Source organism: Photobacterium sp. DNB23_23_1 (assembly GCF_052873815.1).
This window is the reverse complement of the sequence record NZ_JBNNXT010000035.1, coordinates 1-20,509: the sequence shown is the minus strand read 5'-3', so window position 1 is coordinate 20,509 and position 20,509 is coordinate 1. Positions and strand designations below refer to the sequence as shown.

The window sequence follows — 20,509 nt, the reverse complement described above, 5'->3', positions numbered from 1 at the left end:
TCTTTTTATTAGTATGGATATTACCAATCAGGAGAGACGACCGATGAACATTCGTCCTTTACATGACCGAGTTATCGTTGAGCGCCAAGAAGTTGAATCAAAATCTGCTGGCGGCATCGTTCTAACTGGCTCTGCAGCTGAAAAATCTACTCGCGGTGTTGTGCTGGCAGTAGGCAAAGGTCGCATTCTAGAAAACGGTACGGTACAACCACTGGACGTTAAAGTTGGTGATACTGTGATCTTTGCAGAAGGCTACGGCACCAAGACTGAAAAGATTGACGGTAAAGAAGTCCTGATCATGTCTGAAAACGACATCATGGCAATCGTTGAATAATCCGATCACCTCGAATCTAGAATTAAGAAAGGAATACTGAAATGGCTGCTAAAGACGTTAAATTTGGTAACGACGCACGAATTAAAATGCTAGAAGGTGTCAACGTTCTGGCTGACGCAGTAAAAGTAACGCTGGGTCCTAAAGGCCGTAACGTGGTACTCGACAAATCATTTGGTGCACCAACTATTACTAAAGATGGTGTATCTGTTGCGCGTGAAATTGAGCTGGAAGATAAATTCCAGAACATGGGCGCACAGATGGTTAAAGAAGTGGCATCTCAAGCAAACGATGCGGCGGGTGACGGCACCACAACAGCAACAGTATTGGCTCAGTCAATTATTACTGAAGGCCTGAAAGCTGTTGCTGCGGGGATGAACCCAATGGATCTTAAGCGCGGTATCGACAAAGCGGTTGTTGCCGCGGTTGAAGAGCTAAAAGCGCTTTCTGTGCCATGTGCAGACACCAAAGCGATTGCTCAGGTTGGTACTATCTCAGCTAACTCTGACGCAACGGTTGGTAACATCATTGCTGAAGCAATGGAAAAAGTAGGCCGTGATGGTGTTATTACGGTTGAAGAAGGCCAAGCTCTGCATGATGAGCTAGATGTTGTTGAAGGTATGCAGTTTGACCGCGGTTACCTGTCTCCTTACTTCATCAACAACCAGGAAGCGGGTTCCGTTGATCTGGAAAGTCCATTTATCCTGCTTATCGACAAGAAAGTCTCGAACATTCGTGAACTTCTTCCTGCGCTAGAAGGTGTTGCTAAGGCATCTCGTCCACTGCTTATTATCGCAGAAGACGTTGAAGGTGAAGCACTGGCAACGTTAGTTGTGAACAACATGCGTGGTATCGTGAAAGTGGCTGCGGTTAAAGCGCCTGGTTTCGGTGACCGCCGTAAAGCTATGCTTCAGGACATCGCGGTGCTAACTGCGGGTACGGTTATTTCTGAAGAGATTGGCCTAGAGCTAGAAAAAGTTCAGCTAGAAGACCTAGGTCAAGCGAAGCGTATTACGATCACTAAAGAAAACACCACTATCATCGATGGTATGGGTGAGGAAGAGATGATCCAGGGTCGTGTAGCCCAGATTCGCCAGCAAATCGAAGACGCAACATCAGACTACGACAAAGAGAAACTACAAGAGCGTGTTGCTAAGCTAGCAGGCGGTGTTGCAGTGATCAAAGTGGGTGCTGCGACTGAAGTTGAAATGAAAGAGAAGAAAGACCGCGTTGAAGATGCCCTACACGCAACACGTGCAGCGGTAGAAGAAGGCGTGGTTGCGGGTGGTGGTGTTGCCCTGATCCGCGCTGCGTCTAAAGTTGTTGGCCTTGAAGGCGATAACGAAGAGCAGAATGTCGGTATCCGTGTTGCACTACGAGCAATGGAATCACCAATTCGTCAAATCACCAAGAATGCGGGTGATGAAGAGTCTGTTGTTGCTAACAACGTACGTGCAGGTGAAGGTAACTACGGTTACAACGCGGCAACGGGTGAGTACGGCGATATGATCGAGATGGGTATCCTAGACCCAACGAAAGTAACGCGTTCTGCACTTCAGTTTGCTGCCTCTGTTGCTGGTCTTATGATCACAACCGAAGCGATGGTCACTGATAAGCCACAAGCTGATGCTCCTGCAATGCCTGATATGGGCGGTATGGGTGGCATGGGTGGCATGGGTGGTATGATGTGATACCCCTATCTCACTGAGGTAGCTGACAAAACATATAAACGGAGGCTTACGCCTCCGTTTTTTTGTGCCTGAGAAATAGCAATAAGGGAGCGGCTTGGAGGCTACTTGTCCTATGGTAGGCTTGTCAGGAAAAAAGCTTAAAAACCTGCACGCTTGATATTTACTTTAGTATCAGTAACTTACACTTGTAAGAACGGCCCTGACACCAAGTTTTTATTTTGGTCTTCTTTTTCCTGTATATCGACTGATAAGCTGTACTGTCTGGCGGTTAGCGAGCGGGTGAGCCAGTTATAGGGAAAAAATGACAGTAAATAGATTGTGGCAGCTCACTTGGTAAAAAGCATGAAAAGCTGTACGCTACTCAATGTGTTTAAAATCATAGGTTTAGGTGTAAATATTGATGGTTTGACGCAATGCTTGGGTTTGGTTTGCTTTTAGTTGTAATTCCAGGGTAAAGCTGTACAAAGGGTGGCTCTTTCCCTGAACGTCTGCCGGAAAATGGCTAAAGGAGCAGAACTGAGTTTGTCAGGAAAAAAGCCGAAAAAACTGAACAATACTTTAGTTGTTTTTAATCAATCACTTACACTTGTCATTGACGCTTTTGAATGTAGGTGGTCAGAATGGTCACCAAAAAGCCACCTTTATCCCTTGTCGCTGTACGCCTGTTTTTTTTCGGTGTTTGACTCTTCCGTGATTGCTCGCTTCTCGCTGCTGTGTCGTCTTACCTTTTTTAACTGGCGGCGATCACTCAAGTGGGCATGAACCCCCTTGCGCAGAATACGCAGGCTGTTTTCTAACTTGTCGACGCCGAGCAGAATAGACACCACGACACCTGTCATGATCACTGCGGTTTGGCCATAGCCCAAACCGATAGTGATTCCGAGAGCGGCCAGCATCCAGACCACTGCGGCGGAGGTGACACCATGGATTTGTCCGTCTCTGGTCATCACCACCCCGGCTCCCAGGAAGCCTATCCCGGTGATCACCTGTGCCATGACCCGGGAAATATCGGCATTGTTACTCGACAGGGTTTCGCCGAGGGTAATGAAAAAGTAGGTCCCCATAATAATTAACGTCGAAGTGCGGATCCCGACCGGTTTACCTCTAACTTGGCGCTCCACCCCGATAACCGCGCCACAAATGGCGCATTGGAGTAGGGCGGGCCAGGTGAACGGGGTGATATCAAGCCATAACATGGCTGTTGCTCCTATTATTAAGACGGCTTTGGTGGATGAAAAAAGCAGCCCTTGGCTGCTTATGGTTTTTCGTTTGCTTCACGTCTTCATAGCGGTGTGGCTATTGGTGAGAGTTGCGACGGCTGTTGCGCTTGCCTGCATGCTTTTCGATGTACTCGACAATCATTCCGGCAATATCTTTGCCTGTTGCACCTTCAATGCCTTCCAGACCGGGGGAAGAGTTTACTTCCATAACCAGTGGTCCGCGCTTGGATCGCAGTAAATCAACCCCAGCAACGCTCAGTCCCATCGCTTTTGCCGCGGCAACCGCAGTCTTACGCTCTTCAGGGGTAATGCGGATCAATGAGGCACTGCCGCCACGATGCAAGTTGGAACGAAATTCGCCTTCTGCCCCTTGGCGCTTCATTGCAGCGATCACTTTGTCGCCGATGACAAAACAGCGGATATCGGCACCACCGGCTTCCTCGATAAATTCCTGCACCATGATGTTGGCTTTCAACCCCATGAAGGCTTCGATCACGCTCTCGGCCGCTGTTTGGGTTTCGGCTAATACCACGCCAATACCTTGGGTGCCTTCGAGCAGTTTGATCACCAGTGGGGCGCCGCCGACCATCTTGATTAAATCCGGCACATCATCGGGCTTGCTGGCAAAACCTGTGATCGGCATGCCCACCCCTTTGCGGCTGAGTAACTGGAGTGAACGCAGCTTGTCCCGAGAACGCGAAATCGCGATGGACGGGTTCACGGAGAACACATCCATCATTTCGAACTGACGCAATACCGAGCAGCCGTAAAATGTAATATCCGCACCTATACGCGGAATAATGGCATCAAAGCCCGTCAGATCTTGGCCTTCGAAATGAATCGATGGCTTGACCGAGTTGATATTCATATAACAACGCAAAGCGTTGATGATTACAGCTTCATGGCCGCGCTGTTCGATGGCCTCACGCAGGCGGTGGGTTGAGTACAGGTTTTCGTTCTGGGAGAGAATGCCAATTTTCATTGCGTTACTCATTAATAAGGTGATGGATAGTGTGCAGGCGTGAAGTTTGGCTGCCTTCTTAGCCTGCAGATCGGAGCGCGACTATGCGCTTACTTGGTTCTAAATGCGAGCGATTTGGCGATGATATTTTTTGATTGAGTCCAACAAATATTTTGCTGGTGTTTTAACTTTATGGCCTGTCGTGTTTTTTTTGGTTTTTTAGGCTTACTCGGTAAAAAGCCTGAAAAGCTGAACGTGAGTTTAAGTTGCTTTATATCAATGACTTACTTGTTGGTTTTTGGGTTGCCCATGATGGGCTAAATGGTTGTGCAGGTTTTATCTGAACAAGAGGGTATTTGCTGTTCGTGTTGTGTGTCCTGATCGTAAATGATACCTTTTTGCTTGCTGTGAGCTAACAGGGGAAAAAGCTCAAAAAGCTGAACGCAATTAACCCCCTTAAAAACAATGGCTTAGGTTGGCCTGGCTGATGTTTACCCTTGAGTGTCGTGTTGAGCACCTAAAGGGTGTTTATTTTGTTGTTTGCTGTACATTGAGGCTGGGGGATATGACCCCCGTAAAGTAGACTCGGGGGGAACTATTCGAGGCGCAAATCCAGCGGGGTTTTGCTGCGGCGGCCACCGATTTCTCGGGTCAGTTTCGGCACCATATAGCCCGACACATTCTCCATCAGGCCGGCCATTAGCTGGCGGGCAGTGTGGTCGTCGACCATAAAGTGCGCTGCGCCTTGGACCCGATCCAGCACGTGGAGGTAATAGGGAAGGATACCAACATCGAACAGGGATTCGCTGAGGTGGGTCAGGGCCTCGACGGAGTCATTGACGCCTTTGAGCAATACCCCTTGGTTCAGCAGTGTCACATCAGCCTGCTTGAGCGCCAGCATCGCCTGAGCCAGCTCCTCGTTGATTTCATTGGCATGGTTGATATGGGTGACCAGCACCGTTTGCAAACGGCTGCGAGCCAGCAGTTGGCATAGCTCGGGGGTAATGCGAGATGGCATGACCACCGGTAAGCGGGAATGGATACGCAGCCGCTTGATATGCGGAATAGCACTGATGGCATCGATCAGCCAGGCCACTTCATTGTCCTTGGCCATCAATGGATCGCCACCGGATAGGATAACTTCATTGATGTCCGGTTGGCTGGCGATATAGTCCAGTGCAAGCTGCCAGTTACGTTTGCCACCTTGGTTTTCCTGATAGGGAAAATGGCGACGGAAGCAATAGCGACAGTTAACGGCACAGCCGCCTTTGACGATCAGCAGGGCCCGGTTCTTGTATTTGTGCAGTAGACCAGGAATGGCATTGTCTTGCTCTTCTAAGGGGTCTTGGGAATAGCCCGGGTGCACCTCGAATTCCTCTGCCAGAGGCAAAACCTGTCGCAATAACGGGTCGTAAGGGTTGCCAACTTCCATTCTATCGACAAAGCTCTTAGGGACACGCAGCGCAAATAATTTCCGGGCCGCTAAGCCTTCTGCCCAAGGGGCGGGATCAATTTTAAGGCTATTTAGCAGCTGAATCGGATCAGAAATCGCATTAGCAAGATCATTCAGCCAGTTTTGCTCAACAGATGAGGCGTTTCGGGTTATTATATGCGGCATTAAATACAACTCGAAGATGTTAAGAGGATAGAAATGGCGTCTTTCAGCACCAATGAATTCCGCGGCGGAATGAAAATTATGCTAGATAATGAACCATGTGTCATTATCGAAAATGAATTTGTTAAGCCGGGCAAAGGCCAGGCGTTCAACCGCGTTAAAATCCGTAAACTGCTTTCAGGCAAGGTACTGGAGAAGACTTTCAAGTCTGGTGAAAGCGTTGAAGCTGCAGACGTAATCGATACTGAGCTTGATTACCTCTACAACGACGGTGAATTCTACCACTTCATGAACAATGAAACGTTTGAGCAAATTGCGGCAGACGTTAAAGCGGTAGGCGAAAACGCGAAGTGGTTAGTAGAAAACAACACTTGTACGCTAACACTGTGGAACGGTAACCCAATTGCCGTAACACCACCAAACTTCGTTGAACTAGAAGTAACCGAAACGGATCCTGGCCTAAAAGGTGATACTCAGGGTACCGGTGGTAAGCCTGCAACACTAACAACTGGTGCAGTCGTACGTGTACCATTGTTCATCGCTATCGGTGAAGTGATTAAAGTTGATACGCGCTCAGCTGAATACGTAGGCCGTGTGAAGTAATTCACTTCCGGTTGTAAAAAAGGTCGCTTAGGCCTGGCTTTATACACAAATCCCTCGATTTACTCGAGGGATTTTTTTTGCTCGTTTATCTGCTTGATTAAGTCTCTTGGGTCTGGGCCTTAATCGACCGAGCAGGCATAAAAAAAGCACCGCGATGCGGTGCTTTTTTTGTTTCGTATTACGATTAGATCATGAATACGAAAATTACAGCCAGTGCAGACACAAGGAATGCTGCTGCGTAGCATGCGATTTTACCTACCACACCAGTGTGGAATTTCAGGTCGTGCATACCGTGGTGCAGACGGTGCATCGCGTGCCACATTGGCAGAGCCAGAGTCGCGATAGTAAATAGTGCACCGATGATGCTGGTGACGAAGCCGGCAACGCGCTCGTAGCTCATTGAATCAGCGTCTAGGATACCCAGTGGTACCATGATACCCAGTACCAGCACAGTCACAGGTGTTAGCATTGCAAACCAAGTACCGCCAGCACCAAACAGACCCCACCATACTGGTTCGTCAGAACGTTTAGGATTTAGATTAACCACGTGGTTCTCCTTAAACTAGAACTAGTACGAACAGTGAGATTGCAGCAACTGCAGCCCACTGAGCCAGAACAACAACTTTCTTGTCCAGTGTCTTGCCTTTCAATTTGATAGGCATTACCTGAGGCATCATGCTGAAGAAAGTCTGTGCGTGGAACAGGCTACCCGCCAATGCCAGCACGTTCAGAATTACAACTACTGGGTTAGCCATAAACTCTAGCCAGCCCGCCCATGCTTCAGGGCCCTTCACTAGGCTACCTAGACCGAAAGTCAGACAGATAGTGAAGAAGATTAACGGTAAAATAGTTGCTTCACGAACCATGTAGAAGCGGTAGAAAGGGTGATCCTTCCACCAGGTGCGCTTCATTTCGCGAACGTAAGGTTTACGATTGCTCATCCTTATGCCTCCTGAGGCTTCATCATGGCGATAACGAAATCTTTAGATGATTCCACTTTGCCTTGGTTAACCGCTGCTGCTGGATCGACGCTCTTCGGACAAACTTCAGAACAGTAGCCAACAAAAGTACAGCCCCATGCACCGTTTTCACCATTGATCAGCTTCATTCGCTCATCAGAACCGTTGTCACGGCTGTCTAGGTTGTAGCGGTGCGCTAGGGTTAGCGCTGCAGGGCCGATGAACTCAGGGTTCAGGCCGAACTGAGGACATGCTGAGTAGCACAGACCACAGTTGATACAACCAGCAAACTGCTTGTACTTCGCCATTTGCTCTGGCGTCTGGTTGTTTGGACCGTCTTCAGGCTTGCGATCGTTACCGATGATGTACGGCTTGATAGCTTCTAGGCGCTCGATGAATGGCGTCATGTCGACGACCAAGTCTTTCTCGATAGCAAAGTTAGCCAGCGCTTCGATTTTCAGACCGTTCGGGTAATCACGCAAGAAAGTCTTACAGGCCAGTTTTGGCACCTTGTTGACCATCATGCCGCAAGAACCACAGATTGCCATGCGGCAAGACCAGCGGTAAGCCAGGTCTTTGTCTAGGTTATCTTTGATGTAACCTAGCGCATCAAGCACAGACATGGTTTCGTTAAACGGTACTTCAAACATTTCGAAGTATGGTTCTGCATCTTTTGCTGGGTCATAACGCAGAATTTCTACTTTTTGGATGCGGTTGTCTGACATTATGCCTGCTCCTCTTTCTTCGCTGCCGCTTCAGCTGCTTCTTTCGCTGCAGCTTCTTCTGCCGCTGCACCGTATAGACGTGCTTTTGGCTGAGACTTGGTGATTGTTACGTCGCTGTACTCGATACGAGGTGCGTCATCACCGTTGTAGAAGGCTAGCGTGTGCTTCAGGAAGTTCACGTCGTCACGCTCTGTGCAACCATCGTCAAGACGTTGGTGGGCGCCACGAGATTCTTTACGCTGAATCGCAGAGTGAGCCATTGCTTCAGCAACTTCTAGGCCGTAACCAATTTCGATTGCATAAAGTAGGTCAGTGTTGAATACCTTGCCCTTGTCTTTGATGCTGATGTTCTTAAAGCGAGCGCGAAGTTCTGCTAGCTTATCAACCGTTGCTTGCATCAAATCTTCTTGGCGGTAGATACCACAACCGGCTTCCATGGAGTGACCCATTTCAGTACGGATATCAGCCCAGTTTTCGTCGCCTTCTTGAGACAGTAGGGTGTCAATACGGTCTTGAATCGCCTGAACCTGCTCAGTAATAGCGGCTTCGTTCCAGCCTTTGAATTCTTCAGCGCGTTTAGCCGCACCTTCACCAGCTAGGCGACCGAATACAACAAGCTCTGCAAGAGAGTTAGAACCTAGACGGTTTGCACCGTGCAGGCCAACAGATGAACACTCACCAACCGCGAATAGGCCTTTGATGCGTGTTTCGTTATGCTTGTCAGTTTCGATACCACCCATGGTGTAGTGAACCGTTGGGCGAATTGGCACTGGCTCTTCTGCCGGATCAACGTTCACGTAGGCTTTTGCAAGCTCACAGATGAACGGTAGACGCTCGTGTAGGTATTCTTTACCTAGGTGGCGCAGGTCAAGGTGTACAACATCACCCAGTGGGTGCTTGATGGTGTTGCCTTTCTGCTGCTCGTGCCAGAATGCCTGAGAAACTTTGTCACGAGGACCCAGTTCCATGTATTTGTTCTTTGGTTGGCCGATTGGTGTCTCTGGGCCCATGCCGTAGTCTTGCAGGTAACGGTAACCATTTTTGTTCAGCATGATACCGCCTTCACCACGACAACCTTCGGTCATCAGGATGCCTGTGCCAGGTAGGCCAGTTGGGTGGTACTGAACGAACTCCATGTCACGCAGAGGGACACCGTGGCGGAAGGCCATAGCCATACCGTCACCGGTTACGATACCGCCGTTGGTGTTACAGTTGTAAACGCGGCCAGCACCACCTGTTGCAAGTACAACAGACTTCGCTTTAATGCAGATCAACTCACCTTCGGCCATGTGGATAGCCACAAGACCCTGTACTTCACCTTCTTCAACCAGTAGGTCGACAACGAAGTATTCGTCGAAACGCTTGATCTGATCGTATTTGATAGACGTTTGGAACAGTGTGTGCAGCATGTGGAAGCCGGTTTTATCTGCGGCAAACCATGTGCGCTCAACCTTCATACCACCGAAGCGGCGTACGTTCACGTCACCATTTTCTTTACGGCTCCACGGACAACCCCATTGCTCTAGCTGGGTCATCTCGCGTGTCGCGTTTTCTACGAAATATTCAACAACGTCCTGTTCACATAGCCAGTCACCACCGCCAACGGTGTCGTTGAAGTGGTTGTCCAAGCTATCCTCATCCTTGATGACGGCAGCGGAGCCACCCTCTGCAGCTACGGTATGAGAGCGCATTGGGTAAACTTTAGAAATAAGAGCAATTTCTAAGTCTGGGTTTGCTTCTGCAGCAGCGATGGCAGTACGAAGACCTGCACCACCTGCGCCGATTACAGCGATATCTGTGGTAATTGTTTTCACAGCTATCCTCCGGAGGTAAGACGATAAAATTTAAAAAAGTACGCCTGAGCGTACTTAACCTTGAAATCCTAGAGGCATTCTATGAAACAATATCGATAGAAAAGTTGATTTAGACGCGACTTTTTAAACGAAATAGCCCAAAAGTATAAGGCGATTATAGGAAGTGTGATTATTGTCACAAATTGTAATGTTTTACGGTTGTTAATTAATCGAAATGAAATGTGTTGTTTGCTTCTGGCTCGTTAATGGTGTGTTTCGGTGTATGTAACCAAGTCACTAATAAAAAACAGTTTATGTAGGGTGTAAATGAGTGCTTTCATTCGGACTGTTGTGTAAATGCCGGCTCTGTGATTGTTTTGTTAATCTTTTATTTGTTTTTCGTGTTGAAAATGAGTCCAAGCTGAATGCTTGCTGATCACGATTTTTTCATAATCTTTCATAAGTATTTTTATTGTTGAAATCTGCTGGTATTAGGGCTTGGCTGATATGGGGTTAGATCCGGATGGTGGGTCTTCACATATTCGGGGGGCTACTCAAGGGTATGTTCCTTGGGGCGTTTTTCGGTAATGGGCATTTGGACAAAATGGGGTAAAATATTGACTTCACTTTCCCTCAATGTTTGATGATTACTGGCTATGACTATCCACTGGCAACCGACCGCTCCCCTGACCCAACTTAAGCAGCGTGCTGCGATACTGGCGATGATCCGACACTTTTTTGCGCAACGAGAGGTACTGGAAGTCGATACTCCGGCGATGAGCCAGGCAACAGTGACAGACATTCATCTTCATACCTTTCAAACGACCTTTGTCGGCCCGGGCTTTGCCGATGGCCAGCAGCTTTACCTGATGACCAGCCCTGAGTTCCACATGAAGCGTTTGCTCGCTGCTGGTAGTGGTCCAATCTATCAGGTTTGTAAGTCTTTTCGTAACGAAGAATCTGGCCGTTTTCACAACCCTGAATTTACTATGCTGGAATGGTACCGCCCTGACTTTGATCACCATGCCTTGATGGATGAGATGGATGACTTACTGCAATTGGTACTGGGTAGTGGGCCTGCTGAGCGAATGACTTACCAGCAGGCATTTATTGATGTACTGGGTGTCTGCCCGCTGGAAGGTAGTATGGCGGCGCTCAAGTCTGTGGCGGCACATTTGGGGTTGGCCGATATCGCCGAACCTGAGCAGGATCGCGATACCTTGTTACAGCTGCTGTTTAGTGTCGGTGTCGAGACGAAAATAGGCCAACAGGTACCTGCTTTTGTCTACGACTTCCCAGCTTCTCAGGCGGCCTTGGCCCAGATCAACCCGCAAGATAGCCGTGTCGCAGAACGTTTTGAGGTGTATTTCAGGGGGGTTGAGCTAGCCAATGGCTTCCACGAGCTGTCCGATGGGGATGAGCAGCTCTCCCGCTTCGAAGCTGATAACTGCAAGCGTGAGGAAATGGGGCTAGCCCCGCAGCCTATCGACATGCGCTTGATCGAGGCACTGCGTGCTGGCTTCCCGGATTGCGCTGGTGTGGCCTTGGGGGTGGATCGTTTGATCATGTTATCGCTGGGTGTGGATCATATAGATCAAGTCAGCGCATTTCCGATCACGATCGCCTGATTGTCGATCCTAACCTATGCGTTAAAGCACACTTGACCAATGAACCGCGCGGCTAGGTTGCCGCGCTGTTTGTTTCTGCCTGCAGAAACGGTTTATACACCTGGTGGCAGGAGGGTATCACTGCCGCGGCCAAAAAGCTGAGGGGGAACAGCCAGTCGTTTTAGTACAGGGTGTGGTTTTGTCGCAGGGTAGGATTCCAAGGCGCCTTAACCAACAGGCAAAGGATAATCAAATTACAGCTTAAATGCAAATAATTATCATTTGCTTTGTTAGTTGGCTAATATCAGCATTGTACCAAATACCGCGACCACGGCACCGACCCAGGCCGTCACGGGAGGGCGTTGGCGGGTATGCAGCCAGAGCAATGGCAGGATCATGATCGGCGAGGTTGAAGAAAGTAGGGCAACCATGCCGACATCGCCATCACGCAGGGCATAGAGGATCAAGGTCATGCCAATCGCCATGGCAAGCAGTCCATTGAGGGCGACCTGTAGGAATATTCGAAGGTTGATTGATTGTATGGGCAGGGCGAGTCGGGCTCCGCTTAGACGCAATAGCGAATGGGCGGCAAAGGCACTGGCCATTCTGACCGCTGATGCCGCAATAGGGTCGACTGCAGTCTGCATGACGGGTTTGGCGATAATGGCACCGAGGGACTGGCATAGGGCCGCTGTCAGCCCGAGTAGGACGGCGAATGCGAGCGAACCATGGGTGCCTTCCCAGTGCTGCTGCCGGTCATCGCTTGGACGTTGGCCGAAAACGATCGCGATAGCCACGCCGGAAAAAACGGCGACACTGCCGACAAGCTTCCAGCCTTGTAACACTTCACCGAATAGCCACATGCCAAGCAATGCCGAAAATACCGCATGGCAGGCAAAAAGCAAGCCTCCGCGACGCGGGCCGATGCGATTGAAACAGGCAAACAAGGCGGTATCACCGATAAATATCCCGATCACACCAGATAGCAACATCACGGTAGCATAATCCCACTGCATGCTCGACCAGCCACCGTTGAGCCATGCCATGCTAGAGAGCATCACCGTGACACAGGCCATCCGCCAGCGGCTATAGGCAAAGGCGCCCAAATGACGAGAAGGGGTGATGGAAATCAGGCTGCTGACAGCCCACAGCAATGCAGCAGCCAGTGCCAGCCATTCGTAGTTCATGCTTATCCTTTATGGCCGCTACCTTCTACCCTGAAGGTTGCTTTGCGGTAGGCGGCGATCGTGCAATATTCTTATATCGGGGAAATATCTTGCGGTATATCAGTGAGAAGAGGCAAGGGATTTGTTGCTGGAACGCGGGGATGGAAAAAGGTGGCGCCTCAGCAGAAGCGCCAGGTATCAGGTTTATCAATTAGGGCCATTCAACCGTCTTTATTCCAAGACGACCCGGGCATTGAGGGGTTGTAGCGGACGGGCATTGTTACCCATCACTTTATGCAAGCTGTCGATTTGCTGCTCGGTACCGGCTTGGGCTTCGCGCATGACAAACCAGCGTACCCCCTCGCTGCATGGAGGAGTCGTCAGCGAGCCGCTGAAACGGTAATACTCCCGCTCCCTCGGTAGCAGATCCGCTGGGTTCAAGGCCTTATTGAGTGGCAGGATCTGATCTTTTTCCGGTACGGTGGTCAGTAAGGTATTGAAGGCCTCATTACCACGCGGCCCAGTCTTGAACATTGCTGCCACGACGGCCAGTTGTCCCTTGGCATTGGCATGGACAAAATGTACTTCGAGCGGAAACTGCTTGCCGGCGATATAGTTTTCTGACGGGGTATGGAAATGGAACTGCTTGAGGTTGAAGGTTTGATCATCGACAACCAGCTGGTTCTTGCCCTCGACATTGGCTTGCACAGTATGGCCGTTGTTAATTACCTCGTGGACCTTTCCTTGGTAATCGAGCTGCAGTGGGGTCAGCTCGGCTTTGACGGTGTGCTTGATGTCGATCGGAGTTTGGTTGACTCCTTCGCCACAGGTGACAAAGCTCTTGCCCCAGTTATCGGCGCCATGCTCGCCTTCATAGCTCCATTCGGCCGCTTGAGCGGTAGACATGGATGCCGCCGCCATGGTGAGTAGTAACACGTTGAAAGATTGTGATTTCACTTTCGTTCCTCTTTCTATTCTTATTAAATTAGCCAACCTTTTTAGTGTAGTGGGTGGGACGTCGCTGTGGAGAAGAAGGGAGTGGAATTGGCAGCCATATCCAGTTATAGATAAAAGAACAGGTCGTTATTGAAAACCTAGTTATTGATTTTGCGAGGGCTTTTCCCACCCCCCCCAAAAAAAAGCCGCCCTTAGTTGGGCGGCTTTGCACAGGAGGTGCTGTCAGGTTATGGGCCTCAGACCTTAAAGCGTGAAACGTCGCGGCACATGCTGGTTGCGGTACTGTGCATTTCCTTGGCGTTCTCCGTTACCGCATCGGTTTGCACCGACAGGTGATCTGACACATCCTTGATTGCTTGGGTATTGCGGCTGATATCTTCGCTGACCGCCCGCTGCTCTTCGGCGGCACTGGCAATTTGAGTCGCCATGTCCGAGATCTCGCTGATCGCCTGGGTGATTTGGCTTAGGCTGTCACTGGCGGCCTCGGCAAAGCCGACACTCTCACCGGCTAGGTTGGTGCTCGCCTGCATGCTGTCGACCGCTTGGCGGGTATTCTGCTGCAGGGTTTCGATCATCGCGCGGATTTCTTCGGTCGAGTCATGGGTACGTTTGCTCAGTACTCGTACCTCGTCGGCGACAACCGCAAACCCGCGGCCTTGCTCGCCTGCCCGTGCAGCTTCGATGGCGGCATTGAGGGCAAGCAAGTTAGTTTGCTCGGCAATACCTTGGATGGTCGACAGGATTTGATTGATGTTCTGGGCATTGCTTTCCAGTTTATTGATCACGCTGGCAGCATCGCTTACCTGTGTTGCCAGTGAGGTAATGGCATTGCGGTTTTGGCTGATAACGCCTTGGCCTTGCTCACAGGAACTGGTTGAGGCCTGTGCCGCGGCGGCGGTCATTTCGGCGTGGCTGGCCACTTCGGCAGAGGTGGCGGACATTTCATGGATGGCGGTAGCAATCTGGTTGATGTCGTTTTGTTGCTCGTTGACCTTCTGGTTGGCTTGCAGCGTTTGCTGGGCGGACAGCTCGGCTTGCTCGCCAAGGCGGTCAGATTGGGTGACCACGCCTTTGATCATGGTCTGCAGCTGGCCGAGGAAACGGTTCATGTTATCGGCCAGCATGCCGATTTCATCCATGCGTTCAATATCAATGCGTTGGGTAAGGTCACCTTGACCTTGGGCCAGCTGGGCTACAGATTCGCTGAGTCGTGATAGCGGGCGCAGCAAATTATTGATGGTCAGTGTGGCGATCGCCGAAATCACAATGTACAGGCCGACAGAGGCTAGCAGGATAAATTTGATTTGCTCGCCGATAGAGACAAAGGCCAGATCTTTGTCTTCCACTAAAGCCAGTGTCCAGTTTGTTCCCGCGATAGGCGCGGCATAAATAAGCTTATCCTGACCGTCGCTATCGAGATGGAAAGTGTGGATTGCTGGGTTGGCAACCAACCGCTGGAGCAGCTGCGGTGATAAATCGCTATCCAGTTGGGTCAGTGGTTGCTGGCTCAGAGACTCATCGCTGTAGGCCACGATGTTGTTATTACCATCGACCAAAAAGGCAAAGCCGTTGTTGTCCAGTTGTAGGTTAAGTACTTGATCGATGATATCGGTAATGGTTAAGTCGGCCGCCAGTACCCCACGGTGTTGGCCCTGAAAGGCTTTGGCAAAACTAACCACCATACTGCCATCGAAATCCTCGTAGGGTGCGGTCAGGATCAGGCCGTTTTGGCGCATCGCATCCTGATACCAAGGGCGGGTGCGGGGATCATAGCCCTCAGGCCAATCTTCGGTCTTATCACCGTAAGCAATGGTACCGTTATTGAACCCGGCATAGACCGACAGGAACTGCCCGGCACGCTTGGTGAGCAGCAGTTCGCGGTCGACATTGTTCTGGTTGGCAATCAGGCTCTCGTTGGCCAGCATCATATCACTGCGTATGGCGAGCCAATCACTGATATTGCTGCTGGTACCTTGGGCAATATCGCGCATTTGGTTGTTGATGGCGCTGGTGGTCTCCTGCTGAAGCTGGGAGATGGATATCCAGGCTTGGACGGCGCTGACGGTAGCGATAATCACTGCAATCGCCAGTTGTATTTTGTGTTTGATCGTTAGGTTCATTGTTATCTCTCTCGGCAGCCAGATGTTGGTTTTATATAAGTGGCATTTCCGGTGTGTTTTAGCGGAGCGGTGTGTACCTTGGGCAAAGCGAAAAGACCCATGGCAGAAGGTGAATGATCATTATCGATAATTCATATAATTAAAGTGATCTAGTTAACAGAGTTATGCTTCTAGAGTGTCGGAATAGTAAGGTTGTGTGAAGGCGGCATTAGCTGCCTTCACACTTTTGGGATGGGTAGCCCGTTAGGTGATTATCAGCGCGGCGGTGTAGACCACAGCGAGGCCGACCAAACCGATAATAAGGCCGGTTTTGGCCATGTCTTTACTTTCTATTAACCCGGTTGAATAAGCCAGTGAGTTCGGTGGTGTCGAAACCGGCAGGATCATACCGAGCGAGGCCGAGAACGCGACAACGACCAGTACGCCTTGCAGGCCGCCGATTGATGCTAGGCTTTCCATGGATGCGGCGACAGCTGCGGCGATTGGGATCAACAGGTTGGCAGTAGCTGTGTTGGACATGAAGTTCGCCATCAGCCAACAGATAATCGACAAGGTCAGTACCACAGCAATGGGTGATAGGGCATCGTAATCCACAGCATGGGCCAGCGCTCTAGCAAGGCCTGTTTTATCCAGCGCGAGGCCAATGGCAATACCACCGGCAACCAGCCATAACACTTCCCAGTTAATCAGCTTGATTTCTTCTTTACCCATGATCCCGGTCAGGGTGAATACGGCGAGCGGAATAATGGACACCACATAGACATTCATACCGTGCAGTGAGCTGGTCATCCACAGCAGGATGGTCAGGCCGAAGGTAATGTACACCACAATAGCCTGCCAGCTTTTCTGGAACTGGCCATTGAGATCGAGCTGCATGTGGGTCTGGGTTGATGGGAACATCTTCTGCAGCAGCCACCAGGCAAAGGCCAGCTGCAGGATCACAAACGGCAGACCAATCACCATCCAGCCAAGGAAGCTGATGGCATTCTCGCCAGTTAGATACTGTAAGGCAATGGCGTTGGGCGGGGTACCGATTGGCGTGGCAATACCACCGGTGTTGGCTGCGATAGGGATACACAGTACCAATGCCTTGATGCCGATATCGCCTTTGGGTACCGAAGCGACGATGGGCGCCAGCAGGGCCAGCATCATTACGGTGGTCGCGGTGTTGGACATGAACATCGAGAACACTGCAGTGATCAACATCAGGCCGAGCATGATGAATTTGGGCTGGGTGCCAAACGGCTTTAGCAGTACCCGTGCCAAGTTGTTGTCCAGCTCATATTTTGATGCAGCTATTGCGAGGGCAAAGCCCCCCATGAACAGGATGATGATAGGTGATGAGAATGAACCGAGGATGTCGGTGTATTTGAGCACTTCCCCCATCTCATGGCCCGCTGGAGGTGTTCGGAAAGTATGTAGCCCACTATCGGAGATCATTATCAACTGCGAGGTAATGATCAAGATCGAGGTGGCGAAGACCGGGACGGGCTCCAGTACCCAAAGCAGGGCCGCAAGCGCAAAGATAGCAAGGAGGCGATGTTGGGAAACGGTTAATTCAGCGATAGGGATAGCATCAATCGGCAGCATCAGGATCCCGAGTGGGATCCCGAACGCGACCAGTAATTTAACTAGTTGGGATATAGGGAGTTTTTTCATAGTATGTTGGTTTGCTTATATTATTGACTGACACCAGCATACTATTTGGGTATTGATTTTTTCCTCGACATGGTCAATTTTTTGCATAAAAAAAGGGCCGTAAAAGGCCCTTTTTGTTCAAAAATGTTAACCGTTTAGACTTCTGGCTGCTCCGCTGCAACACGCTTTGCGTAGGCACTGCCCATCTTGGTTGGCATACCGGCTTCCAAACCATCAACAAACTCAGTGGCATTTTTGGGGAACAGGTTGATCACGGTGGACCCTAGTTTGAAGCGGCCCATCTCATCCCCTTTTTTCAGGGTAATCGCTTGCTCGCCGTCGGCTGGGTAATTCCAGCGATGAATTTGCGGGCTGCGCGGTGGCGTAATGGTACCTGCCCATACGGTTTCAATACTGCCAACAATTGTGGCGCCAACCAGTACCTGTGCCATTGGGCCGAACTCGGTATCGAAGATACATACCACGCGCTCATTGCGGGCAAACAAATTCGGTACATTCTTCGCGGTCAGTGGGTTAACCGAAAATAGCTCGCCTGGCACATAGACCATATGGCGCAAGGTGCCGTCACATGGCATATGAACACGGTGGTAATCTTTTGGTGACAGGTAAAGTGTCGCAAAGTGGCCGTCTTGAAACTGATCAGCCAGAGCTTGATCGCCACCTAGCAGTTCAACCGCTTCATAGGTGTGGCCCTTGGCCTGAATCAGCTCGCCGCCAGTGATGGGGCCTAGTTGGCTGACACAAGCATCGGCAGGGTGGCTGATGATCGCTGCCTCGTCATTGATTGGGCGGGCACCGTCTTTCAGCTCGCGAACAAAGAAGTTATTGAAGGTGTCGTAAGCTGCTGGATCTGGGTTACGAGCTTCATTCATATCAATGCCGTACTGGCGGATGAACCAGCGGATAACTGCGGTCGTTAACTTGCCAGCTTTCATTGAGGCAAGTTTGCCTGCTAGCTGGGTCAGGGTTTGCTTTGGCGCGCAGTACTGCAAGCCGATTTTGAAATTGTCGTGCACGGTGCCTTCCAGAAACAATAGATTTTTCAACAAGATAGTTACTTATCTGTAACCTTGGCCTGTAATAATACCTAACTTGCTGAGTAAAGTCAGTTACTTGCTGTCGAGACTGCAGCTCCCCGTCGATACGGGGAGCGGTAAAGCAATCAATCAGGTTTGTTGCGTGAGAATTGGCGGTTGGCGACATTCTCAGACATGCTATCGATGATCTTATGATAGCTGTCATAGCGCGCTTGGTGGATTTTACCTTCCTCTACGGCCTCGCGAATGATACAGCCCGGATCATTGCCGTGCTTGCAGTCGCGGAACTTACAGCCGCCCAAGTAATCGCGGAATTCAACGAACGCCTCGGTGACTTGCTCGGTTTCAAGGTGCCAGAGGCCGAACTCTCGTACCCCTGGCGAGTCGATAAGATCACCGCCATCAGGGAAGTGGTACAACCGGGCTGCTGTCGTTGTATGCTGACCCAGGCCGGAATTTTCTGATACATCACCAATTTCGGCCTCCACCTCTGGCATCAGGGCGTTCACCAAGCTTGATTTCCCCACGCCTGATTGGCCGGCAAAAATACTGATGTGGCCTTTGAGATCATCACGCAATCCATCAAGTCCCTCGCCGGTTTCCGAGCTGACCAAACGAACTTGATAGCCAATCTCTTGGTACAAGGCGAGGGTCTCTTCAACATGGGTGCGCTCTTCTGGTTCAAGCAGATCGACTTTATTGAGAACAATTAGTGGTGGAACACCAACGGTTTCGGCTGCGATTAGGTAGCGGTCAATAATGTTGAGCGATAGCTCGGGCAGTACGGACGATACAATGATGATTTGGTTGACATTGGCCGCCACGGCTTTGACGCCATCATAGTAGTCTGGGCGAGTAAGCATTGACTCGCGTTCATGGACGGCTTCGACGACACCGTTAATACCTTGGAGTGCTTCAACACCCGGTCGCCAGACAACGCGATCGCCAGACACCAGGCTCTGAATACTACGGCGTAGATTGCAGCGGTGGATAATACCTGTTTCAGGGTCTTCAACATCAGCATGCTGACCGAAGCGGGTGATTACGAGGCCTTCACGAGCAGACTCCAGTAGGGCTTCATCCCACTGGACGTCATCTTTTTCGCGTTTCAGGCGTTTATTTTGGTTTGAGCGCACACGGCGACTCTGACCTTTAGTAAGCTTTTTCTTTTTTGCCACAAGAATATCATTCAGTTAAGTTGGCTTACGGTAATATACCGATGCATAGTCCGCCGAAAAACCTGCAGTTGCAATCTCGGCATTGGCGCTAGTTTGGTATTATCATACATGGTTTACTCATAGAATAGGCAATATCCGATGATGATCAGCGATCAGAACCTAATTTGGATCGACTTAGAAATGACCGGGTTGGATCCTGAAACCCATAAAATCATTGAAATTGCGACAGTTGTTACTGATGCGCAGCTCAATGTGTTGGCTGAGGGGCCAGTACTTGCGATACACCAGCCTGAAGCTGAACTGGCCAAGATGGATGATTGGTGCACCACGACTCATACCAACAGCGGCTTAGTTGAGCGGATCCGCCAGAGCAATGTGAGCGAAGAAGAGGCAATTCGTCAAACTATCGCATTCTTGGAGTTGTGGGTACCGAAAGGGGCATCGCCAATTTGTGGCAATAGTATTGGCCAGGATCGACGTTTCCTTTATAAGCATATGCCGGAACTAGAGCAGTACTTCCACTATCGTTATTTGGATGTCAGTACGCTCAAAGAGCTGACTCGTCGCTGGAAACCGGAAGTGCTTGATGGCTTTAGCAAGAAAGGTAGCCACTTGGCACTTGATGATATTCACGATTCGATTGCTGAATTACGGTACTATCGTGAGCAAATAATGAAAATTTGATGAGTAAATAGACGGTTGGAAAGGAAAGGACAAATTTTTTTTGAGAACTATTGCATCCGTCTCATTTCCTCGTATAATGCGCAGCCTCGAAAGGCAATTCTTACTTTAGTTTGCCTTTCAATAAAATACGGACGCGGGGTGGAGCAGCTTGGTAGCTCGTCGGGCTCATAACCCGAAGGTCGTCGGTTCAAATCCGGCCCCCG

The 20,509-nt window shown here is 50.1% G+C and carries 18 protein-coding genes; 5 read left to right on the top strand and 13 right to left on the bottom strand.

Annotated features, from left to right (window positions below):
* Nucleotides 1-43 precede the first annotated feature (43 nt).
* The gene (locus ACVA53_RS18725; RefSeq protein WP_107351003.1) at nucleotides 44-334 is read left to right on the top strand and encodes a co-chaperone GroES; all 291 of its coding nucleotides are present in this window, start codon (nucleotides 44-46) and stop codon (nucleotides 332-334) included.
* Nucleotides 335-375: 41 nt separating this feature from the next.
* Nucleotides 376-2,022 (top strand): chaperonin GroEL, encoded by a 1,647-nt coding sequence (gene groL, locus ACVA53_RS18720; protein WP_446505915.1) that lies wholly within the window; start codon nucleotides 376-378, stop codon nucleotides 2,020-2,022.
* A gap of 641 nt (nucleotides 2,023-2,663) precedes the next feature.
* On the opposite strand, the gene ACVA53_RS18715 is transcribed toward groL, so the two are convergent.
* The 3 genes from ACVA53_RS18715 to epmB all read right to left on the bottom strand — a co-directional run bounded on the left by ACVA53_RS18715 (nucleotide 2,664) and on the right by epmB (nucleotide 5,821).
* Nucleotides 2,664-3,218, bottom strand: a complete 555-nt coding sequence (locus tag ACVA53_RS18715) for an MgtC/SapB family protein (protein WP_446505914.1) — start codon at nucleotides 3,216-3,218, stop codon at nucleotides 2,664-2,666.
* A 100-nt stretch (nucleotides 3,219-3,318) separates the two neighbouring features.
* Nucleotides 3,319-4,224, bottom strand: coding sequence for a 30S ribosomal protein S6--L-glutamate ligase (gene rimK / locus ACVA53_RS18710; protein ID WP_255043409.1), 906 nt, complete (start codon nucleotides 4,222-4,224; stop codon nucleotides 3,319-3,321).
* A 574-nt stretch (nucleotides 4,225-4,798) separates the two neighbouring features.
* Entirely contained in the window at nucleotides 4,799-5,821 is a 1,023-nt protein-coding gene (gene epmB, locus ACVA53_RS18705; RefSeq protein ID WP_255043410.1) for an EF-P beta-lysylation protein EpmB, read from the bottom strand.
* 33 nt (nucleotides 5,822-5,854) lie between these two features.
* Here epmB and efp point away from each other — a divergent pair, with 33 nt between their 5' ends.
* Entirely contained in the window at nucleotides 5,855-6,421 is a 567-nt protein-coding gene (gene efp, locus ACVA53_RS18700; RefSeq protein WP_255043411.1) for an elongation factor P, read from the top strand.
* A gap of 184 nt (nucleotides 6,422-6,605) precedes the next feature.
* On the opposite strand, the gene frdD is transcribed toward efp, so the two are convergent.
* The 4 genes from frdD to frdA are packed head-to-tail and all read right to left on the bottom strand — an operon-like array spanning nucleotide 6,606 to nucleotide 9,919.
* Nucleotides 6,606-6,968, bottom strand: a complete 363-nt coding sequence (gene frdD / locus ACVA53_RS18695) for a fumarate reductase subunit FrdD (protein WP_107351010.1) — start codon at nucleotides 6,966-6,968, stop codon at nucleotides 6,606-6,608.
* A 10-nt stretch (nucleotides 6,969-6,978) separates the two neighbouring features.
* Nucleotides 6,979-7,362 carry a fumarate reductase subunit FrdC gene (gene frdC / locus ACVA53_RS18690; protein WP_107351011.1) on the bottom strand — a complete coding sequence of 128 codons (384 nt, stop codon included), beginning with the start codon at nucleotides 7,360-7,362 and terminating at the stop codon, nucleotides 6,979-6,981.
* A gap of 2 nt (nucleotides 7,363-7,364) precedes the next feature.
* A complete protein-coding gene (locus ACVA53_RS18685; RefSeq protein WP_107351012.1) occupies nucleotides 7,365-8,105 on the bottom strand; it encodes a succinate dehydrogenase/fumarate reductase iron-sulfur subunit in 741 nt (246 codons plus the stop codon).
* Nucleotides 8,105-9,919: a fumarate reductase (quinol) flavoprotein subunit gene (frdA, locus tag ACVA53_RS18680; protein ID WP_446505913.1), complete on the bottom strand. Its 1,815-nt coding sequence runs from the start codon at nucleotides 9,917-9,919 to the stop codon at nucleotides 8,105-8,107. Before frdA ends, ACVA53_RS18685 begins: the two co-directional genes overlap by 1 nt.
* 635 nt (nucleotides 9,920-10,554) lie before the next feature.
* Between frdA and epmA the strand changes: the two genes are divergently transcribed.
* Nucleotides 10,555-11,526: an elongation factor P--(R)-beta-lysine ligase gene (gene epmA / locus ACVA53_RS18675; protein WP_446505912.1), complete on the top strand. Its 972-nt coding sequence runs from the start codon at nucleotides 10,555-10,557 to the stop codon at nucleotides 11,524-11,526.
* Between the two features lie 269 nt (nucleotides 11,527-11,795).
* On the opposite strand, the gene ACVA53_RS18670 is transcribed toward epmA, so the two are convergent.
* The 6 genes from ACVA53_RS18670 to rsgA form a co-directional block, all read right to left on the bottom strand.
* Nucleotides 11,796-12,692, bottom strand: a complete 897-nt coding sequence (locus tag ACVA53_RS18670; RefSeq protein ID WP_255043414.1) for a DMT family transporter — start codon at nucleotides 12,690-12,692, stop codon at nucleotides 11,796-11,798.
* Between the two features lie 210 nt (nucleotides 12,693-12,902).
* A complete protein-coding gene (locus ACVA53_RS18665; protein ID WP_446505924.1) occupies nucleotides 12,903-13,592 on the bottom strand; it encodes a carbonic anhydrase in 690 nt (229 codons plus the stop codon).
* A gap of 272 nt (nucleotides 13,593-13,864) precedes the next feature.
* Nucleotides 13,865-15,748, bottom strand: coding sequence for a methyl-accepting chemotaxis protein (locus ACVA53_RS18660; protein ID WP_446505911.1), 1,884 nt, complete (start codon nucleotides 15,746-15,748; stop codon nucleotides 13,865-13,867).
* Between the two features lie 243 nt (nucleotides 15,749-15,991).
* The gene (locus tag ACVA53_RS18655; protein WP_255043416.1) at nucleotides 15,992-17,407 is read right to left on the bottom strand and encodes an SLC13 family permease; all 1,416 of its coding nucleotides are present in this window, start codon (nucleotides 17,405-17,407) and stop codon (nucleotides 15,992-15,994) included.
* A gap of 134 nt (nucleotides 17,408-17,541) precedes the next feature.
* Nucleotides 17,542-18,423: an archaetidylserine decarboxylase gene (gene asd / locus ACVA53_RS18650; RefSeq protein ID WP_446505910.1), complete on the bottom strand. Its 882-nt coding sequence runs from the start codon at nucleotides 18,421-18,423 to the stop codon at nucleotides 17,542-17,544.
* Nucleotides 18,424-18,569: 146 nt separating this feature from the next.
* Nucleotides 18,570-19,622, bottom strand: coding sequence for a small ribosomal subunit biogenesis GTPase RsgA (rsgA, locus tag ACVA53_RS18645; RefSeq protein ID WP_446505909.1), 1,053 nt, complete (start codon nucleotides 19,620-19,622; stop codon nucleotides 18,570-18,572).
* A 138-nt stretch (nucleotides 19,623-19,760) separates the two neighbouring features.
* Between rsgA and orn the strand changes: the two genes are divergently transcribed.
* Complete coding sequence (gene orn, locus ACVA53_RS18640) at nucleotides 19,761-20,306, top strand: oligoribonuclease (protein WP_255043419.1); 546 nt, start codon at nucleotides 19,761-19,763, stop codon at nucleotides 20,304-20,306.
* The last annotated feature ends 203 nt before the right edge of the window (nucleotides 20,307-20,509 follow it).

What these genes read in the sequence shown, in the direction of transcription:
- ACVA53_RS18655 (WP_255043416.1), bottom strand. Translation starts at nt 17,407, where the DNA reads ATGAAAAAACTCCCTATATCCCAACTAGTTAAATTACTGGTCGCGTTC.
- ACVA53_RS18685 (WP_107351012.1), bottom strand. Translation starts at nt 8,105, where the DNA reads ATGTCAGACAACCGCATCCAAAAAGTAGAAATTCTGCGTTATGACCCA.
- groL (WP_446505915.1), top strand. Translation starts at nt 376, where the DNA reads ATGGCTGCTAAAGACGTTAAATTTGGTAACGACGCACGAATTAAAATG.
- frdC (WP_107351011.1), bottom strand. Translation starts at nt 7,362, where the DNA reads ATGAGCAATCGTAAACCTTACGTTCGCGAAATGAAGCGCACCTGGTGG.
- ACVA53_RS18670 (WP_255043414.1), bottom strand. Translation starts at nt 12,692, where the DNA reads ATGAACTACGAATGGCTGGCACTGGCTGCTGCATTGCTGTGGGCTGTC.
- ACVA53_RS18715 (WP_446505914.1), bottom strand. Translation starts at nt 3,218, where the DNA reads ATGTTATGGCTTGATATCACCCCGTTCACCTGGCCCGCCCTACTCCAA.
- orn (WP_255043419.1), top strand. Translation starts at nt 19,761, where the DNA reads ATGATGATCAGCGATCAGAACCTAATTTGGATCGACTTAGAAATGACC.
- epmB (WP_255043410.1), bottom strand. Translation starts at nt 5,821, where the DNA reads ATGCCGCATATAATAACCCGAAACGCCTCATCTGTTGAGCAAAACTGG.
- rimK (WP_255043409.1), bottom strand. Translation starts at nt 4,224, where the DNA reads ATGAAAATTGGCATTCTCTCCCAGAACGAAAACCTGTACTCAACCCAC.
- epmA (WP_446505912.1), top strand. Translation starts at nt 10,555, where the DNA reads ATGACTATCCACTGGCAACCGACCGCTCCCCTGACCCAACTTAAGCAG.
- ACVA53_RS18660 (WP_446505911.1), bottom strand. Translation starts at nt 15,748, where the DNA reads ATGAACCTAACGATCAAACACAAAATACAACTGGCGATTGCAGTGATT.
- ACVA53_RS18665 (WP_446505924.1), bottom strand. Translation starts at nt 13,592, where the DNA reads ATGGCGGCGGCATCCATGTCTACCGCTCAAGCGGCCGAATGGAGCTAT.
- ACVA53_RS18725 (WP_107351003.1), top strand. Translation starts at nt 44, where the DNA reads ATGAACATTCGTCCTTTACATGACCGAGTTATCGTTGAGCGCCAAGAA.
- efp (WP_255043411.1), top strand. Translation starts at nt 5,855, where the DNA reads ATGGCGTCTTTCAGCACCAATGAATTCCGCGGCGGAATGAAAATTATG.